Below are 19,176 nucleotides of genomic sequence, written 5' to 3'. Positions count from 1 at the left end.
TTTTGCCCTGGGCTGGTTGTAGAATCAAAAAACTTAAACGTACTACTTGTGCAGCTTGCGCGAAAGCTCGGGCTGCGGCTGGGGGGTGCGCCCGTGCAGGGTCCTTTCGGTCATATAGCGTCGATGCGCCGCACCTTTGTGATGTTGGCAGCGGTCTTATGCGCATTCGTTATGGTCGGGGGGGGGTTGCCCTCGCGTGCGTACGGTGACGATGGCAACCTTATAGCGAACCCAACCTTTACCAACCAAGCTTCTGGTTGGTCGACGACCTCTCCGGATAAGAAAATCGGCGAGGCGTCGTACCTCGACCTCCCCACGAAGCTCCTCAACGGTCAAAGAAACCTCAAACAAGCTAACGGTAATCACTTTGCGCTTGCGTGGAATCTTAAGCCGCAGGATACCAATGCTTATTTTGAACCCGGATCAACCTACACCACCTTTTCCACCCAGAGCGGCTCCACGTACGAGTGGGGCCTCAACCATCGCGCCGCAACCGAACACGACGTGCTGATGCTCACGATGGGTCCTCAACAGGAGAATCTGTCGGTTAACAGCGCAGGCCAAGACCAGCTCATGCAGCTGCGGACTTGGCTTAAGGCGCAGGGCAAGATGCCCCAGGGAAATACCGTTGAGCAGTACACCGTTTACAGCGATCCCTTTGCTGCAAATGGCGGCTTTGCTGGTAGCAGCGCCGACGGATCCCACTTCTCGTTTGAGCAGAGCGACGGTCGCATTGCGCTTTCTGTGTGGCTCGTAAGCTCTAACGGACAGGGTTGGTTTTCCTTTGGCACCAACAGTACACACTATTATCGAGCGCTTCCCGAGCAAGACGATGAGTTTGCCTATCAGGCAGTCTATGCCGCAGCGTCCGAAAACACGATGCTTGCACTAACTTGCTACGATTCAAATCTTACGGGGGCAAACGAACAATACCGGGAGTGGTTTGGCAATCTGGTCAACGACGTTCACGTGGAAAAGCAGGGCACGCGCAATATCTATAGCGACTTTGCCAAGGTGTATCAGGAAAACTCGTCCGAGACCATGACAACGCTCACGCGCTATGCGTTCTCGACCTCGAATCTTAAGAACGAGAATACGAACATTGCTAACGGCAGCTTTGAAGAGGATATACATCTAGGGAACCAGAGGCCCAGCAAGTTTACGTTGTGCTCGCCCCATTGGCGTACGACCGAGACAGACCATCGTATCGAGATCGTTGCCCAGAACGACTACTATATCGACCCAGCTGGGCATTCTGTTACGTTTACGCCCTCCGATGGTGACTATGCAGCCGAGCTCAACGCACACGAGGCGAGTTCGCTCTACCAATATGTGACGACCGAGCCGGGAAAACAGTACGAGTGGGGGCTCGATCACCGCGGCCGCTCGGGTCGAGACGCCATGGCCCTTATCATCGGTCCGCGACAAGAAAACGAGCCGTACAAGGACAATCAAAAGGCACTCGATCAGTACCAGCAAATTGTTCAATGGATTCAAATGAGCGTCGATAACTATGTCGGTTTGGATGTGGCCAATTTTTCCCAATCGGGCTGCAGCAAAAAGATCATCCTGTATTCAACCAAGTTTGACAAAGTGGGCGGATTTGCCGATGCGTCCAGCGGAAGCGCGTTCTCATGGACGGCCGATGCGGAGCATACCGAAAAATGGTGCGTATGGATTATGGCGTCCGAAAACGACGCGTGGGCTTCCTACGGTTCCAACGCGCTCGAGCAGAACAAAAAGGTTGACTACGACTATACCTACACCATTCCGGATGGCCAAAACCAGAGCGTCTTTGCTTTTGTGGCCTACAACACGGCCAACGGGAGCAATTCGATCGGCAACTTCCTCGACAATATCTCGTTTAGGGAGTTCTATCGCATCGAGACGTACACGACGCCCAACGGAAGCGGAACGTATTTTTATAACTCCGACAACGAGACAGCGGACTTTACGTATGCCAAAAACTACGTAGGGAAACAGGAAAAGAACTCCTACTTTATGGTTGACGCCAAGCGCGATGGCGGGGCAGTCTTTATCGGTGCTTTTGTCAACGGCGAGTTCTATTCCGCGGACGATAAGGCGCACTGGACCGAATTGGACGATGGCACCTATCACTTTAAGGTCGACAAGGTCACAAAGCACTACAAAGTGCACCTTGTGTTTTCTAAGGCGGGTGTTCAATACGATGTGAACGGTGGCAAAGCGTATCACTATGATCCGTCCAATGAGTCCACGGGCGATTTCGTGCAGCTTTCTGGTGCTGGAGCGAGCTATACCTCCCATGCTGCCGAAGGGCAAAACGACGGTTGGAAGTTTATGGGCTGGGAGTACGCGGGCTCGGGAAAAGCCATTCGTTTTAGCGCAGAGCACACGGTGACCCATACGGCTCCCGAGGGTACCACGGATTCCGGCACTCTTACCATTAAGGGCAAGAAGGTCGATTCGGATACCGGTGCTGCAGGCGATGAGGTAACGGTCAAAAACATTCCCGAGAGCCAAGGCGCGACGTTCGTGGCGCAATGGAAGTATCGTCAGGCCTTTGTTGCTCAGCTTAAAAATGCCGATGGCACGTGGAGCAACGTAACGACGGGCGGTACGGTCAGCTCCAAGCTTAAGGGGGCAAAGGGCTCCATCGATGCCGGGGATCGCTCGGGCAAGGACGCCGACGCGTACAAAACTTCGGGTATCGCCTACTTTGTGGATGACGGCACGTTTGTGGAGGCGGTGGCCACTCCCAAGGAGGGCTATCACTTTGAGGGCTGGTACGACCTGTCAAATCCGGACGCCCCGGAGCTGCTGTCGTCTTCACCCACCTATACGTACAACGTAAAAGAGCGCCATACGGGATGCGTATACGCACGGTTCACCCCACGTACCTACACGCTCAAGGTTTCCAAGAGCGTTACGGGCAATATGGGCGACAAGCGTGCCTACTTTAAGATGACGGCAACCTTTACGGGCCTCAAGGCTGGTCAGACCTACGCCATCGAGTATTCGGATGCGTCTGCCCAAGGCAGCCATGCGCTCGTAGCGCGACCGAATGATCGGGCCGAGACCGTGGAAAACAAGACGGCCTTTACGGCCGATGGCCAGGGCAAGGCGACCATGCCGTTTGCCGTTAAGGACGGCCTGACCGTTTCGATTAAGGCGCTGGATTACAACGCGGTCTATACCGTGAGCGAAGACGATTACTCTTCGTTGGGGTATCAGGCTAAGCTTACGGGTGCGAGCGGCACGCTCAACGGTCCGCGTGTGACCGTTGCCGTTGAAGCTAAGGCCACCAATTCCCGACAGGTCGCGGTGCCTACGGGTATTACGCGCAACCCCATCTATGCCCTGGCGATTTTGACCGCCGGCGTGCTGTTGGCTACGGGCATGGTTGCGCTGCGTTTACACCGCGGCTCCAAGAGGGGTGGGCGCCTATGAGAAGACATGGCGCCAGCAATGCTGGTGATGGGCCAGCCGCACGAGCGGCCCCGCAGGGAAGACCCCGGGGCTCGCGGTATTCGGCCGCGTCGAACGTGAGGTTGGGCGCCCATGCGGCACCAGATCTGGGAGAAGCGGACGACCGGCGCGATATCGTGGGCTTTCTGGCGCGCCTGGCATTTTTTGTCGTGACGCTCTGGCTGCTCTTTGGTGTGGTCTTGGGCGTGGGCGCAGTCACGACTGGCGAGATGGCCCCCCGCATCTGTTCGGGTGACGTCATGCTCTACTGGAGGCTCAGCCAGAGCTTTAACGAGGGTGACGTGGTGGTATACACCGCGGATGGCGAAGAGCGCCTGGGTCGCGTGGTTGCCCGCCCCGGTGATGAGGTCACAATTACCGAGTCGGGCGAGCTCATGGTTAACGGGGCTGTTGTGGTGGAAAGCGATATCACCACGCCGACGCCGCGCTATGAGTCTGCTGTGGACTATCCCGTACACCTGGCAGCGGATGAGCTCTTTGTGCTGGCAGATTTGCGCGAGGGCGGGCACGACAGTCGCCTGTATGGGCCGATTGCCCGTTCGCAGATCAAAGGCAACGTGATCAGCGTGCTGCGCAGGTCGAACCTGTAGGCACGGAGATTGGTTTTATTAAGGGCATGTGCCCGAGAGGAAGGATACAACATGAAAACTGGAAAGAGGCGACTGGCGGCGTTTGCAGTTGTGGCTGCCACGATGCTGCTGGCTTTGGTGGGAGTTGTCACGCCCGCGTGGGCGGAGGGGGGATCTACTACTCCGCATCTGCCGGTAACTGGCAACAAGGTTACGATCACCTCGACGCTTACCATGAACAAGGATGCTGTGGAGCCGAATGCGCAGTTTAAGTATTCGATCTCGCCGGCGGAGACGAGCGAGCTTACGAACACGGGTATGCCCGTTACTGCTGGAGTGGAAGGGGCCGTTTCGCTTTCGCCGTCTTCCGTAAATTATTCTGCCAAAGGTCTTTCTAGCGAAGATAATACCGACGGCGTTACTAAGACAATAACCGCCCCAATGAGCGTCAGCCTTGATACCTCAAAGTTCGCGGCTCCGGGCATCTATCGATACAAAATTACGCAGACGCCGCCAGAGCTGGATGGCCTCAACGACGTTGAGTATAAGGAACTGTTCCTGGATGTTTACGTAGAAAATGGCGACTCAGGCTTAGTTGCTAAGGGCTGCACTCTTAGCACAGCGGCGGGATCGGGCGACAAGACCTCAGGCTTTGAGAACAAATATGTCACCCAAAAGTTGACCATCAAAAAGGTCGTTGCCGGCAACCAGGGTGACAAGAATAAGGACTTTGACTTTACCGTCACGATTAAAGGCACTGACGGGGAGACTTATAAGTACGCCACTGTGAAAGACGGGACTACTACCCCGAACGAAGTTAAGGCCGCGTCGGGAACTGCGATTAGCGTGAGCCTTAAGAACGGAGAATCCGTCATCTTTTACGGTCTCTCATCGGAGGATAAATTCGCCGTAACTGAGGCGGATTATCATAGCGAAGGTTATAAGACGTCGTACAAGATTGGTGATGACACCAGTTCGACAGAAGGTAACTCTATTGCCGAGAAGGGTATCGGTACTTCTGACACCACGGTGACCTTTACCAACACAAAAGAGGCTACCGTTCCCACCGATGTTATTCGGACGGTCGTTCCCTATGCGGCAATCGTCGCGTTTGCTGCCGTGATGGGCGTGGTCTTCTTCCGTCCTCGTCGTAACCGCCATTAAAACAGCGAGGATTACAGCCGATGGAGCTTAAACGCATGGCTCGGCTGGCGAGAGCCGGCGACCGCGTGCTTACGTGGTTTGCCGGCTTTCTCGTGCTGCTCATGCTGCTGTACGGGGGCTATTCGCTGTGGGACACAAACAACGTTATGAACGGTGGGTTCATCAGCGATGAGCTGCTGCACTACAAACCCACCGGGGCCAACGATTGCGCACGCCTGCAGGAACTGATGGCCAAAAATCCCGACGTGGTCGGATGGGTTACCATCGATGGCACCAACATCGACTATCCCTTTGTTCAGGGAAAAGATAACCAGGAATACCTCAACAAAAACGTGTTGGGGGAGTCCGCGGTTTCGGGAGCGGTGTTTTTGGATACGCGCAACAGTCGCGCGATGACCGATTCCTACAATCTGCTCTATGCGCACCACATGGATAACGGCGCGATGTTTGGCGATGTCGATCGGTTTTTAGACAGGGGCTTCTTTGACCTGCACCGCACGGGCACGCTCTACACAAAGGATGGGGCGTTCCGCCTGCGCATTGTTGCCGTGTGCTCGTTTGCTGCGAGTGATGACATTATCTTTGGGCCGGGAAACCTGGACCAGGCCTCAATGCAGACGCTGCTCGCGCATATCTCGCAGACGGCGGTGCACGAGAACATGGATGACGTTGGCCCCGATGCACGCATCATCGCGCTTTCTACCTGCAGCGATAAAACAAATGGGCGCCGAGCACTTATAGCAGAGGTCTTGTAGCTCATTGAATATCCCGATTAAGCTGCGCCCCATAGGCTGCATCAAGTTTGAGGCTCTCGGTCCATCATGGTAGAGTTGTCCGCGCGTGAATTTCGGCACACTGCGCGCTACCTGCGCTTTTACCGTTTGGAGGAGTGAACTTGTGAATACTTCTGTCGCCAAGAAGGCCAGCCAAGTGGTGCGCCTGCTCATGATGGTGCTCACGGCAGTTCTCATCTTCTTCTTCATCAATGTTATGCTGCTCGTCTCCGATATCCAGGGCACGGCGCGCGTGGTCAACTACGCCGGTCTGGTGCGCGGTACCACGCAGCGAATCGTTAAGCTCGAGGATGCGGGCCAGCCTCAAGATGACCTGCTCAAAGCCGTGGATTCATACATCAACGGTTTGCGTTACGGAAGTGACGACCTCAACCTCGTCCGTCTCGACGACGATGAGTATCAGGCAAAAATGACCGAGCTTGCAAATTATTATGATGAGCTTTGTGCCGAGATCATTCGCGTGCGCGAAGTCGGCTACGAGGACACTGACATCATCGCCATGAGCGAGGAATTCTTTGGCATTTGCGACGATGCTACGCGACTCGCAGAGGACTACTCTCAGGAGAAGGCGTCGGCGCTCAACTATCTCGAGGGCCTGGTGGTCATCGACATCGTGGGCTTGGTGGCGACCTTTGCGGTTGAACTTGTTCGCGCGGTGCGAACTGCCGCGCTCAATCGCGAACTGCAGAGCAAAGTCTATCTCGACGAAGCCACGGGACTGCCCAACAAGAACAAGTGCGAGGAGATCTTGGGGCAGGAGCAGCCTGTCTCCGCGGAGGCGCCCGTTGCGGTGTGCGTCTTCGACCTTAACAATCTGCATACGGTCAATAACAACTTCGGCCACGAGAAGGGCGACGAATACATCCGCTCTTTTGCCCAACAACTGGGAAGTGTGGCGTCCGAGACGTGCTTTGTGGGCCGCGACGGCGGCGATGAGTTTATCGCGGTGCTGCGGGATACCGATCGAGCTGCCGCGGAGTCCTGTCTCGCTCGGGTTCGTGCGAACGTGAACGAGTATTCCGAAGTCCACCCCGATATGCCCATCAGCTACGCGGTGGGCTACGCGCTTTCCAGTGATTTTGATGAACCGCCTACGATGCGCGAGCTCTTTTCCCAGGCCGACAAAAACATGTACATCGACAAGAACCGCGTAAAGACAGCCGAGGCAGCCGGGCTGCAACGCGAGGATCGGTAAGCTCATAACGGAGGACATAGAAAAGCCTCCGCAGCTCGTGTGGCTGCGGAGGCTTTATTCGTTGCGGCGCGTTGTGTTTGGGTCGTTGAGATGAGTCGATTTTCCCCGAAAGAGGAGGGCATTGACCTTGGGGTCATGCCCGACGAATGAGCGGCAAAACGGCCATCTCGGCGGGCCGAACTACTCCAGCTCAAACGCTCCGGTATAGAGCTGGTAGTAATACCCGCGCTTGGCGATCAGCTCGTCATGGTTGCCACGCTCGATGATGCGACCGTGGTCCAGACAGATGATTGCGTCGGAGTTGCGCACGGTGGACAGGCGGTGCGCGATGACAAACGTCGTGCGGCCTTCCATGAGCTTGTCCATGCCGGCCTGCACGATGGCCTCGGTGCGGGTGTCGATGGAGCTCGTGGCCTCGTCCAAGATCATCGCCGGCGGATCGGCGACGGCGGCGCGTGCGATCGAGATCAACTGGCGCTGGCCCTGCGATAGCTGCGCGCCGTTGCCGGTGAGCATGGTGTCGTAGCCGTCCGGCAGGCGGGTGATAAAGTCGTCCGCGCCGGCGAGCTTTGCCGCCGCGATGCACTCCTCGTCGGTGGCGTCCAGGTTGCCGTAGCGGATGTTATCCATCACGGTGCCGGTGAACAGGTTCACGTCCTGCAGCACGACGCCCAGCGAGCGGCGCAGATCGGCCTTGCGGATCTTGTTGACGTTGATGCCGTCGTAGCGAATCTTGCCGTCGGCGATGTCATAGAAACGGTTGATGAGGTTGGTGATGGTCGTCTTGCCGGCACCGGTGGCACCGACAAACGCGACCTTCTGGCCCGGCTTGGCAAACACGGACACGCCGTGCAGCACCTCGTGGTCGGGCGTGTAGCCAAAGTCCACATTGTCCATGACCAGGTCGCCGCGCAGCGGTACATACTCGATCTCGCCGGTCGCGCGGTGCGGGTGTTTCCATGCCCACATGCCGGTGTGGTGGTCGGCCTCCTCGAACTCCCAGGTCTCGGGGTTCACCTGCGCGTTGACGAGCGTCACGTAGCCTTCGTCGGCCTCGGGCTCCTCGTCGATGAGCTCAAAGATGCGGTCGGCGCCGGCGAGGCCCATGACCACGGCGTTGATCTGCTGCGAGATCTGACCGATCTGTCCGCAGAACTGCTTGGTCATGTTGAGGAACGGCACCACGACGGCGATGGACAGCGTCATGCCCGAGATGCTCAGGTTGGGCACGCCCAGCGCCAGGAAAATGCCGCCGGCAAGGGCCACCAGCACGTAGAGCAGGTTGCCCAGGTTCATGAGGATAGGCATGAGGATGTTGGCGTACATGTTGGCCTTCTGGGAGACCTCGAAGAGCTTTTCGTTGCGCTCGTCAAAATCGGCCTCGGCGGCGGACTCGTGGCAGAATGCCTTGACGACCTTCTGGCCGTTCATGACTTCCTCGATATGGCCCTCGACCACGCCGAGCTCGGTCTGCTGCGCAATAAAGAAACGCGCGGAGTTGGAGCCGAGCAGCTTGGTCATAAAGGTCATAAAGGCGACGCCGGCCACAATGACCAGGCACATCCACACGCTGTAGTACAGCATGATAAAGAACACCGTGACGATGACGATGGTCGTCATGAGCAGGTTGGGCAGCGACTGGCTGATCATCTGGCGCAGCGTGTCGATGTCGTTGGTGTAGTGGCTCATGATGTCGCCGCGCTGGTGCGTGTCGAAGTAGCGAATCGGCAGGTCCTGCATACGGTTGAACATCTTCTCGCGCAGCTTCTCGAGCGAGCCCTGCGTGACGATGGCCATGGCGCGGTTCCAGAACAGTGAGGACAGGATGCCGACGCCGTAGATGCAGGCGAGGGTGGTCACGAGCTGCAGAATCTTGGGCTGTGCGGTCGTCCAGTCGCCCGACTGCCACGAGTCGCTAATGATCTGCAGGGCGCTCTGAAGGAAGGTCGCGCCGATGGAGTTGATGATGGCGCAGAGCACCACGCCGACGACGACGAGGGGCAAAAGCACGGGGTAGAAGCCAAAGAGCGTCTTGATGAGGCGCGACATGGTGCCGCCCTTGCGGTTGAGCGCGCGCTCGGCGGTCGTTGCCTTACTCATGTGCCTCGCCTCCTTCCTGGGTCTGGGCTTGCGTTACGGTCGTATCGGTGTTGTCTGCCGCCGTGGCCGTGTTGCCGGAGACGTCGCCGGCGTTCTCCTCGCCCTCGGCAGACATCTTGTTCTGCGAGGTAAAGGTCTCGCGGTAGATCTCGCTTGTCTTAAGCAGCTCATCATGGTTACCGATCTGCGCGATGTGGCCACCCTCCATGACGATGATGCGGTCTGCATCCTGCACGGAGCTAATGCGCTGGGCGATGATGAGCTTGGTCGTGTTGGGCAGATAGCTTGCCAGTCCTGCGCGAATCTTGGCGTCGGTCTTGGTGTCGACGGCGCTGGTGGAGTCGTCCAGGATCAAGATCTTGGGGCGACGCAGCAGGGCACGCGCAATGCACAGGCGCTGCTTCTGACCGCCGGAAACATTGGAGCCGCCCTGCTCGATCCAGGTGTCGTAGCCCTTGGGGAAGCCGTCGACAAACTCATCGGCGCAGGCCAGATGTGCCGCTTCGCGGACCTCCTCGTCGGTGGCGTTCGGGTCGCCCCAGCGCAGATTCTCGGCAATGGTGCCGCTAAACAGCACGTTTTTCTGCAGCACCATGGCGACCTGGTGGCGCAGCGCGTCCAAGCCGTAGTCGCGCACGTCCATGCCGCCTACGCGCACGGTGCCTTCGGTGGCGTCGTACAGGCGGGCAATGAGGTTTACGAGCGTGGACTTGGCCGAGCCGGTGCCGCCGATGATGCCGATGGTCTCGCCGCTCTTAATGTGCAGGTCGATGTCGTCGAGCGCCTGGCGTTTCGCATGCGCGGAATACTTAAAGCTCACGTGGTCAAAGTCGATGGAGCCGTCGGCAACCTCGAGCACGGGCTTGGTCGGGTTGGCGATCGTGGGCTCGGCGGCAAGCACCTCGGTAATGCGGTGCGCCGATTCGTCGGCCATAGTTACCATGACAAAGATCATCGACAGCTGCATCAGGCTCATGAGGATCTGGAAACCGTAGGTAAAGATTGAAGAGAGCTGGCCCACGTCGAACAGCGTGCCCTGGCTCGTGATGATGAGCTTGGAGCCAAGGTAGATGATGACGACAAACGCGCCGTTGACGCAGATGTTCATCATGGGGTTGTTAAAGGCGAGCAGCTTCTCGGCGCGGGTGAAGTCCATCTGGACGTCGCGCGCGGCGGTCGCGAACTTCTCCTTCTCAAAGTCTTCGCGCACGTAGCTCTTAACCACGCGCATGCCGGTGACGTTTTCCTCGACGGACTCGTTAAGGGCATCGTACTTGTGGAACACGCGCGAGAAGATGGGGCGCACCTTAAAGATGATAAAGAACAGTCCAAAGCCCAGCAGCGGAATGATGACCAGGTAGACCATGGCGACGCTGCCGCCCATGATAAACGCCATGGTAAAGGCGAAGATCAATACCAGCGGCGCGCGCACGGCGATACGGATGATCATCATAAAGGCCTGCTGCACGTTGTTGATGTCGGTGGTCAGGCGCGTGACGAGCGAGGAGCTCGAGAACTCATCGATGTTGGCAAAGCTGAACGTCTGGATCTTGTAGAACAGGTCGTGACGCAGGTTCTTGGCGAAGCCGCAACTCGCATTGCTGCAGGTGACGCCGGCAGCGGCACCGAAAGCAAGCGACGTCAGCGCGATGAGCACCAAAAAGCCTGCGGTGGGAAGCATCTCGGCTACGGTGGCGCCGTCTTTGATGGCGTCGATCAGGTTGGCGGTGATAAATGGAATCAGCATCTCGCAGAGCACCTCGCCAAGTACGAGCAACGGCGTGGCAACGGTGACTTTCATATAGTCGCGGATGCTGCCCATGAGGGTTTTAATCATCCAGTTCCTCCCAAGTTTTGCGGATTTTCTCGAGCATTTCGGCGAGCTGCTCACGCTCGTCGTGGGTGAGGGCGCTAAAGGCCTGCTCTCTAAAGCGAATGCGGGCGGCCTGGTCGATGCGGGCGTTTTCCCGGCCGGTTTCGGTCAGGCGAATGGTGAGTTGCCGTCGATCCTTGGGGTTACGGCTGCGCTCAATGAGGCCGTTGACCTCGAGCTTGGACAGGATCTCGGAAAGCGACCCCGGCTTGAGGTCAAAGTGCATGCCGAGTTCCTGCTGCGACATCTCGCTGCCGGGCTGCTTGGCCAGCAGGCAGATGATGGGCGCCTTGCCGGATACGCCTCCGCCATGAAAGTGCATGTAATGGCCGCAAAAGCCCAGACCGCTCAGGATGCGCTTGGCGAGTTTGTCTTCGGCGCTGACCGCTTCGGGTATGTCTACCGGTTGCGACGGGTCACCGCCGGGCTCATGTGGAAGGACGAGTGGTTCAACACACATATCTAAGCTTCGCTCCTTTCTTTAGTTAGGTAGAGGAATTGTTTTGTGCCTAACTAATTTAGGAGCGCCATACAGGAATGTCAAGGTACCAAACTAGTGGTTACGCGGTTTTGCCAAACCGCGTAACGGCTCGACGCTGCAAGCGCTCCTAAGCGGCAATCTGGCGTTCAATCGTCGGGCATGGACACAAGGCCTATGCCCTCCTCTTTCACGCTACCTTGCTCGCTTGGGAACGCTTTCGCTGTCCGTCCTCAAATCTGTGATTCCGTCACGGTCCGCTTCGGTGCATGTGATCCCTTGGGGACGGAGGAAAAGGGATCATTTTGGGCTGCGGTGACACCCTTCCAAAGTTGCTTTGCCCAAAACTATGCCGGATTACTACGATGAATTCGAAATCTCAGACCTCGGCATTGTTTTTCGGAAAATCACAAGCTGTCTACCTGCGGTTTTGCTGGAGTGCAATTCGTTGTGGTTGGAGACTGGCGGTTTATCGTAGTAATCCGGCATAGTTTTGGAATGGTAGTAAATAGATGGCAGCTACCGTGCCGCTACCGCCGCGATTTGCCTCCCATTTCCGAAACCTATCCGCAACAATTTGCCCTCCACGGCGCCAGCGCCCGCCCGCCGTGCCTCCTGCGCTACACTTAGTCGCACTGTGGCGCCGTCGCGCCGCGCCCGACCCAAGGGGGACACTCATGAAGAACACTCAGCTGCTGCTGATCAACGATATGTGCGGTTACGGCAAGGTCGCGCTTTCTGCCATGCTGCCGGTGCTGTCGCACATGGGCTATCGCATCCACAACCTGCCAACGGCGCTCGTTTCCGATACGCTCAACTACCCCAAGTTCTACATCCACGACACCACGGAGTATGTCCGCCAGAGCCTCGCCATCTGGGAGGAACTCGGCTTTGAATTCGACGCCATCTCGACCGGCTTTATCGTGACCGAGGAAGAGGCGCGCATCATCTCGGACTTTTGCCACCGCCGCGCGCAAAAGGGCACCAAGGTGTTCGTCGACCCCATCATGGCCGACAACGGCAGGCTCTACGCTGGCGTGCCCGAGTCGACCATCGGCCTTATGCGCAGCCTGGTCGAGTGCGCCGACTACGCGGTGCCCAACTATACCGAGGCGTGTCTGCTCACCGATACGCCTATGGCCGAGCAGATTACGGCCGACGAGGCTCGTACGCTCGTGGATGCCATGCTCGCGCTGGGCGCCAAGTCGGTGGTCATCACGAGCGCAAAGGTCGACGGGGCGAGTGCCGTCATCGGCTACGACCATGTGGCGGGAGAGTACTTTACGATTCCCTTTGAGCTGATTCCGGTGTATTTCCCGGGCACGGGCGATACGTTCTCGTCGGTGCTTGTGGGTCGCGTTATGGCCGGCTGGAGCCTGCAACGTGCGACGACCGACGCTATGCGTGTGGTGGCCGAGCTTATCGAGCGCAATGCCGACCAAGAGGACAAGTCGGCCGGCCTTCCCATCGAGGCCTGCCTGGATGTGATTGACCATGAGTAATGCTGGCGAGGGCGGCGCCAAGCCTGCGGGCGAGAACAAGCCGCTCGGCGCGCCGCGGGGCAAGCGTCCGCGCATCCGCGTGAGCTGCGTGGACCAGCTGGGTGCGTGCCGCTGCCACCATGGTCACAAGCCGGGCGACGTTTTTGACTTCGACCGAGACCGCGGCAAGATGTGTGCCATGGCCTGCCATGTGGGCTTTCCCTATATCGATATCCTGCGCTATGGCGGAACCGTGCCTGGCAACGAGCCCGGTACGGCAAAGTTCTGCTGCCCCGAGGTCGATACGCTGAACGTCTGGCTTGCCGAGATCGTCGACGAGTAGTCGAGCGCAATGTGACAAAGGGACAGTCCCTTTGTCACATTCGCCGGGGCTGCCCCTTCTTTTTGCTTATAATCCTAAATCTCTGCATTTCATCCGATTTTAGGTTCTAAAAATCCTACATTTCATCGATAATTAAGCGCATAAAACTTTGCATTTCATTTGATGACACTGAGGGGAGAGCCTATGCTGCGCAGGAAAATAGCGGCAGAGCTGGAGCGTTGGCTGAAGTCTGCCGAGCAAAAGGCCTTATTCATCACGGGTTCTCGCCAGATCGGCAAAAGCTATTCGATTCGCGCATTTGGCAAAGCCAGCCATGCAACCTACATCGAGCTCAATCTCATGGAAAATCGCCAGGCAAAAGATGCTCTTCTCGAGGCGCGGAATGCCGATGATTTCATCAGCAGGGTGACGCTTCTTTCGGGAAAGTCGATTGCACCAGGCAAAACGCTCGTGTTTATCGATGAGGTCCAAGAGGCCCCCGACATCATGACGATGGCAAAGTTCCTTGTAGAGGACGGGAGGTGCCGCTGGGCGTTTTCGGGGTCAATGCTCGGGACCCAGTTCAAGGGCGTCAGGTCCTATCCCGTGGGGTATGTCCACGAGCTTAGGATGTTCCCGCTCGATTTTGAGGAGTTTTGCTGGGCAATCGGGGTGAGCGAGGGGGCTCGCCAAACGATACGTGACGCGTGTATCAGCGAGAGGCCCATTCCTGATTACATTCATGACGCGATGATGGCAAACTTCAGGACCTATACCGTTGTCGGCGGAATGCCGGAGGTCGTGCAACGTTTCCTTGACACGCAGGGCGACCTTGCCTCTGTTCGTCAGCTACAGTCAGAGCTCAACGAACAGTACCGGCGGGATATCTCCAAGTATGCAAGCGGGCGAGCCCTTCAGGTGCAGAGCATTTACGATCAGCTCCCTATTATGCTCGAGGGCGAAAGCAAGCGCTTCGTGCTCAATTCCATTGACCCCAAGGCTCACTACGAGAAGTATCAGCGAGATTTTGTATGGCTTGTCGATGCCGGCGTTGCTCTCAAAGCCGATATCGTAACCGAGCCAAAATCGCCCTTGCTCAAGACGGCACGGCCATCGCAGTTCAAGCTATATCAATCGGATACGGGCATGTTGATGGCGCGCTACCCCGTCGGAGTCGCCCAAGCGGCGTATCTTGATAGCAAGGAGCCCAATCTGGGCGGCATTTACGAAAACGTGGTGGCCCAGCAGCTGGCTGCCCAAAATCGCCAGCTTTACTACTATCAGACAAAAAAGCGCGGTGAAGTGGACTTTGTGGTCGATGGACCGGATGGGACGGCTGTTCCGATCGAGGTTAAATCGGGCTCCTATTACCACGCGCACGCTGCGCTCGGTCATGTGCTTGATACGGCTGAATATGGCGTAAGGCTCGGGATTGTTTTCTCGAGAGGCAACGTTGAGCGCAACGGAGCGGTTCTCTATTTGCCGCTATATGCGACCTGGGCCCTTTCGGATGTTTTGGGCGACTCCTGCGCCGAGGGGATAAAGCTGGAGGTCAAGCCGGTCTAGGGCCAGTCCCGGATGTGGCAAAGGGGTAGTCCCTTTGTCACATTCATGAGCGTGGATTTTCTCCCACCGAGATAACGAGCGTGGATTTTCTCCCGTTTAGAGCGCACTCGAACGCTCAAAGTGGGAGAAAATCCACGCTCGTTTTATGCCGATGGCGTGGCCCGTGTGCCCGCGCCGCCCGAGCGCCTACAGCTGCTCGAGCATGGCGGTGCAACCGGCGAGTACATCGCGGTAGGTGGCGTCGAAATTGCCGGTGTACCAGGGGTCGGCCACGTCGCCGGGGCGATCGGTCCAATCGAGCAGGCGCGAGATCTTGCCATCGGGGTCCTTCCCAAAAATTCGGTACAGGGCGCGGGCGTTCTCGTCGTCCATATAGACAATGTGGTCCCAGTCGCCATACTCCGCGCGACGCACCTGACGTGCGCGATGTGCGACGACGGGAATCCCGACCTCGCGTAGCTTGGCAATGGTGCCGTGGTGTGGCGGGTTGCCGATCTCCTCGGTCGAGGTCGCAGCGGAATCAATGACAAACTCGCCCGCGCGCCCGGCGCGCCGCACTAGCTCGGTAAACACGGACTCAGCCATCGTCGAGCGACAGATGTTCCCATGGCAGATAAACAGTACACGTTGCATATGCGGTTTCCTTTCGATCGCCATCATCGAGCTCGAGTATCGCATCTACGCCTGCGCCCTTGCCCGCCTGCGCTCCCAGTGAGCCAATTTAATCGTCACCAGCGTAAGCACCCAGGCCACAAGCGAGAACGCGGCACCCACTGCGCCTACGTGCGCAATGCCAATGCTGCTTACCACGGCGCCGCCCACTGCGGTGCCAAACGAGATGCCGACGTTAAACGCCATGGGCTCAACCGAACTTGCGAGTACCATCGACTTGGGATGGCGGCTGCGTGCCACGTCCATGAAGTGCGTGATGCACGACACCGAGAACAAGTACATGAGCAGCGCCAAGCTAAAGACAAAGGCCAGCGCGAGCGGCATGGTGCCGCCCACAGCAAACAGCCCGAGTAACGCCGCAGCCTGCAGCACGAACGTCACAAGCAGCGCCTTCATGCCAAAGCGCGCATCGATCCATCCGCCCAGGATGTTCGAGATCAGGCAGAACACGCCGTAGGCCATGAGCGTGGTACTGGCTTCGACCGTGCCCATGCCCAGCACCTGCTCAAGATAAGGCGTCACGTAGCCATAGAAAACGTAGACCGACCCCACGCCAAACAAAAAGATGAGCATGCCGGTGATGATGCTCGGCTCGCGTAGCAGACCCGCCTGCTCGCGAAAAGTGGCGGGCTCGTCGGTTTGCCCAGCGCGCGGCATAAACGCCACGAGCGCTCCGCAGATCAGAACGGCAAAGGCCAGCGTGCCGTACATGGCCACGTGCCAATCGAGCGTGTCGGCCACAAACTTGCCGATCGAAGTGACAAAGACCATTGCCACGGAAAACGCACCATATACCACCGAGATGGCAAGCGAAGTTTGCTGCGGAGACAGAAGCTCGGGGATGTACGTCACGCCCACGGCGAGCAGTGCGCCCGAGACGGAGCCCAGGATGATGCGCGAGATGAACAGCACCTGGAAGTTGGGCGCCAACGCCATGACCAGGTTGCCGAGCACAAAGACGATGCTGTAGCACACGAGCAGCTGGTAGCGGCGAAAACGCCCCGTACTGAGCGCGAGCACCGGCGTCGAGATAGCGTAGATCAGTGCGAACACGCTAATAAGTTGGCCTGCGGTGGCAAGCGATACGCCGAGTTCCGTCGCTAGGTCGCTTTCGATGCCGATGACCACGAACTCGGAGCAGCCGAGCGAGAATCCCAACAGCACGAGCAGCGCCAGGCAAAGATTGGTGCGCGCGGGGGAGAGCGCGGCGGCGGTTGACTTACTTTTTGGCGTGGTTGCGGCGGTCAAGGTTGTCACTCCAATGTCGCATTAATAAGCGGGATTCAATCCCTGCAACTCTAACAGAATGTGACAAAGAGACAGTCCCTTTGTCGCATTGCGCTGCCGGCCAGTCGCCCAAACCGTCACAACATTCGGCGAAAATCTCGAAATCGAGGAAAAGCGTCGAATGTTGTGACGGTTTTTGTGTCCGGCGCGGGTGAGCTTCGGTGTCGTCTGGGGGTATAAAACTAGCGAGTGTTTATTTGCGAGGCCTAAGGGGCGCCCCGTATGGATATCGATAACTTTGAATGGTGGTATAGCGAGGGTGAGACTCCGGACGAGGGGTGGGACGAGCCTACGCCGCGTGGCGTGTCGAGCGACGAGGACGAGACCGGCAACGACGTCGCCGCCGACTCGGACGCCGCCCTCGATCCCGTCGAGCCCCTGACCTTCGAACAAGCTTGGGCCCAGGCCGAGGCAGACGAGGCCAAGGCCGACGCTACGGCCACGCTCGGCGAGCCAGCCGACATGTCGATCTCGCCGGCAAAGACCCCGCAGCCGCGTCACACCATCGATCCCGACAGCACGGCATCCTTCAGTATTCTCGACGTGCCCTCGCAGGGCGCTCAGGCGCCCGCACCCACACGTCGCCCCAATCTGTCTCGCGAGGAAGATGCAGGACGTCGCTCTCCGCTTGGCCCCATCCTTATCGCCTTCATGGCCGGCGTTATCGCATGCTCGGTAATTGGAAACGTCTGGAGCCATGTCGAGCAGCAGCGAAAAGACGCCGCCAGGGTCGAGATGTCTGTCGAGCAATCGCTCGGCCGCACGCGCTCGGTACATGTGTCGGTCGAGGTCAAGGACGGCGCGACGTGGGACACCGCGCGCGGCGACAGCCAAATGCTCATCCATATCGTGGGGCGCACGCTCAAAGGGCAGACGATTGACGAGTATCAATACGTCAATTCCGCTGGTGACGGCATCGAACTTAAGCCCGGCGACTACGAGCTCACCGTCGATGAACCGCCCGTCGCCACCGACGGCACGCGCTTCCGTGCCTCAAAGCGCATGGTTCCCGTGAGCTTTAACTCGCAGGCGCCCGATACGGTCGACACCACGCCACAGGGCGGGTTTGACCTTTACGTAGATACCCAGTAGGCGCTCGCCGCTCATTCCGCTATGGCTACTCAATAATCGCCTGCCGTCCCGTCCCGCCGCCAAGAGTGGGACAATAGCCCTCGACACTATTGTTTACTTTTGGAGGAAGTAGCATGTCTACCGTCACTACCATCAAGCGCGGCGGCCTCACCGCGGCCATCGATTCCATGGGCGCCCAGCTCACGAGCCTTGCTCTCAACGGCAACGAGTATCTGTGGCAGGGCGACCCCGCCTTTTGGGGCAAGCATGCGCCCATCCTGTTCCCCATTGTGGGTTCGCTGCGCAACAACACGGCAACGTCTGCGGCCGGCACCTGCGAGATGCCGCGCCACGGACTCGCGCGCATCGTCGAGCACAAGCTGGTCGAGGTTTCGGAGGACGGCTCCTCGGTAACGTACGAGATCACCGACACGTCCGAGTCGCTCAAGGCCTTTCCGTTCCACTTTAAGCTCAACATGACCTATGCCCTGACCGGCGACGCCATCCTCACGCAGACCTTTGCCGTCACCAATACCGGCGACGTGGACCTGCCGTTCTCGGTGGGCGGCCACCCTGCGTTTAACGTACCGGCTCCCGGTGCCGAGGACGAGGCATTCGAGGATTACGAGCTGGCGTTTACCGAGGCTTGGACTAACGAGGCTCCCATCATCACGCCCGACGGTCTTATGACGTTCGAGGGCAGCTACAAGGCTCCCGATAACTCGGACGTGCTGCCCATCACGCACCGCAGCTTCGATAACGACGCCATCATGTTCACCGATACCCCGGGCTCCACGCTCACGCTGCGCGGCCGCAAGTCGGGTCACGGCGTCAAGATCGACTTTGAGGGCTTTAAGTACATTGGCGTGTGGTCTGCCGCCAACGACGCTCCGTTTGTGGCGCTCGAGCCCTGGACCGGTCACACCACCATGGACACCGAGGACGATGTCTTTGAGCACAAGGTCAACACCATCACCCTGGCCCCGGGCGAGACGGACAAGCGCAGTTTTAGCGTTACCTTGCTCTAGAGGTTCCGCCGCTCGGTCGATGCTGCGCGTCGTCCAGAGCGACAAGTTGTCATTCAAAAGGCAAGGCATAGACCTTCTGGTCATGCCTTGCCTTTTTCATGCCACTTG

General features: G+C 58.2%; 15 protein-coding genes. 10 read left to right on the top strand and 5 right to left on the bottom strand.

The window, feature by feature from the left end:
- Positions 1–186: 186 nt before the first annotated feature.
- From AB5Z25_RS07325 to AB5Z25_RS07305, 5 genes are all read left to right on the top strand, one after another.
- Positions 187–3,429 carry a DUF7601 domain-containing protein gene (locus tag AB5Z25_RS07325; protein WP_368135182.1) on the top strand — a complete coding sequence of 1,081 codons (3,243 nt, stop codon included), beginning with the start codon at positions 187–189 and terminating at the stop codon, positions 3,427–3,429.
- Between the two features lie 95 nt (positions 3,430–3,524).
- Positions 3,525–4,058, top strand: a complete 534-nt coding sequence (lepB, locus tag AB5Z25_RS07320; protein ID WP_368135181.1) for a signal peptidase I — start codon at positions 3,525–3,527, stop codon at positions 4,056–4,058.
- 51 nt (positions 4,059–4,109) lie between these two features.
- Entirely contained in the window at positions 4,110–5,201 is a 1,092-nt protein-coding gene (locus AB5Z25_RS07315; RefSeq protein WP_368135180.1) for a DUF7601 domain-containing protein, read from the top strand.
- Positions 5,202–5,221: 20 nt separating this feature from the next.
- Positions 5,222–5,956: a class B sortase gene (srtB, locus tag AB5Z25_RS07310; RefSeq protein ID WP_368135179.1), complete on the top strand. Its 735-nt coding sequence runs from the start codon at positions 5,222–5,224 to the stop codon at positions 5,954–5,956.
- 142 nt (positions 5,957–6,098) lie between these two features.
- Entirely contained in the window at positions 6,099–7,190 is a 1,092-nt protein-coding gene (locus tag AB5Z25_RS07305) for a GGDEF domain-containing protein (protein WP_368135178.1), read from the top strand.
- Positions 7,191–7,370: 180 nt separating this feature from the next.
- Here AB5Z25_RS07305 and AB5Z25_RS07300 read toward each other — a convergent pair whose 3' ends face one another.
- The 3 genes from AB5Z25_RS07300 to AB5Z25_RS07290 are packed head-to-tail and all read right to left on the bottom strand — an operon-like array spanning position 7,371 to position 11,623.
- On the bottom strand, positions 7,371–9,290 hold the full coding sequence (locus AB5Z25_RS07300; RefSeq protein WP_368135177.1) for an ABC transporter ATP-binding protein: 1,920 nt from the start codon (positions 9,288–9,290) through the stop codon (positions 7,371–7,373).
- On the bottom strand, positions 9,283–11,127 hold the full coding sequence (locus tag AB5Z25_RS07295) for an ABC transporter ATP-binding protein (protein ID WP_368135176.1): 1,845 nt from the start codon (positions 11,125–11,127) through the stop codon (positions 9,283–9,285). The genes AB5Z25_RS07300 and AB5Z25_RS07295 overlap by 8 nt, the downstream gene beginning before the upstream one ends.
- Positions 11,120–11,623, bottom strand: coding sequence for a MarR family winged helix-turn-helix transcriptional regulator (locus AB5Z25_RS07290; protein ID WP_195919859.1), 504 nt, complete (start codon positions 11,621–11,623; stop codon positions 11,120–11,122). Before AB5Z25_RS07290 ends, AB5Z25_RS07295 begins: the two co-directional genes overlap by 8 nt.
- 695 nt (positions 11,624–12,318) lie before the next feature.
- Between AB5Z25_RS07290 and AB5Z25_RS07285 the strand changes: the two genes are divergently transcribed.
- The 3 genes from AB5Z25_RS07285 (at position 12,319) to AB5Z25_RS07275 (ending at position 15,010) form a co-directional block, all read left to right on the top strand.
- Positions 12,319–13,143, top strand: coding sequence for a PfkB family carbohydrate kinase (locus tag AB5Z25_RS07285; RefSeq protein WP_055286300.1), 825 nt, complete (start codon positions 12,319–12,321; stop codon positions 13,141–13,143).
- Positions 13,136–13,465 (top strand): TIGR04076 family protein, encoded by a 330-nt coding sequence (locus tag AB5Z25_RS07280; protein WP_215674512.1) that lies wholly within the window; start codon positions 13,136–13,138, stop codon positions 13,463–13,465. Before AB5Z25_RS07285 ends, AB5Z25_RS07280 begins: the two co-directional genes overlap by 8 nt.
- A 183-nt stretch (positions 13,466–13,648) precedes the next feature.
- On the top strand, positions 13,649–15,010 hold the full coding sequence (locus tag AB5Z25_RS07275) for an ATP-binding protein (RefSeq protein ID WP_368135175.1): 1,362 nt from the start codon (positions 13,649–13,651) through the stop codon (positions 15,008–15,010).
- Positions 15,011–15,196: 186 nt separating this feature from the next.
- Here the strand turns inward: AB5Z25_RS07275 and AB5Z25_RS07270 are convergent, their stop codons facing one another.
- Positions 15,197–15,643: a low molecular weight protein-tyrosine-phosphatase gene (locus AB5Z25_RS07270; RefSeq protein ID WP_368135174.1), complete on the bottom strand. Its 447-nt coding sequence runs from the start codon at positions 15,641–15,643 to the stop codon at positions 15,197–15,199.
- Between the two features lie 45 nt (positions 15,644–15,688).
- The gene (locus tag AB5Z25_RS07265; RefSeq protein ID WP_368135173.1) at positions 15,689–16,939 is read right to left on the bottom strand and encodes an MFS transporter; all 1,251 of its coding nucleotides are present in this window, start codon (positions 16,937–16,939) and stop codon (positions 15,689–15,691) included.
- Between the two features lie 252 nt (positions 16,940–17,191).
- On the opposite strand from AB5Z25_RS07265, the gene AB5Z25_RS07260 reads away from it, so the two are divergent.
- Together AB5Z25_RS07260 and AB5Z25_RS07255 are read left to right on the top strand one after the other, a co-directional pair.
- Positions 17,192–18,061 (top strand): hypothetical protein, encoded by an 870-nt coding sequence (locus tag AB5Z25_RS07260; RefSeq protein WP_035138779.1) that lies wholly within the window; start codon positions 17,192–17,194, stop codon positions 18,059–18,061.
- 113 nt (positions 18,062–18,174) lie between these two features.
- Positions 18,175–19,068, top strand: a complete 894-nt coding sequence (locus tag AB5Z25_RS07255; RefSeq protein ID WP_035138780.1) for an aldose 1-epimerase family protein — start codon at positions 18,175–18,177, stop codon at positions 19,066–19,068.
- Positions 19,069–19,176 lie beyond the last annotated feature (108 nt).

This window comes from Collinsella aerofaciens, from assembly GCF_040910325.1.
GTDB lineage: Bacteria > Actinomycetota > Coriobacteriia > Coriobacteriales > Coriobacteriaceae > Collinsella > Collinsella aerofaciens_BL.
The sequence above is the reverse complement of the archived record's forward strand: the minus strand, read 5'-3'. Positions and strand labels throughout refer to the sequence as shown.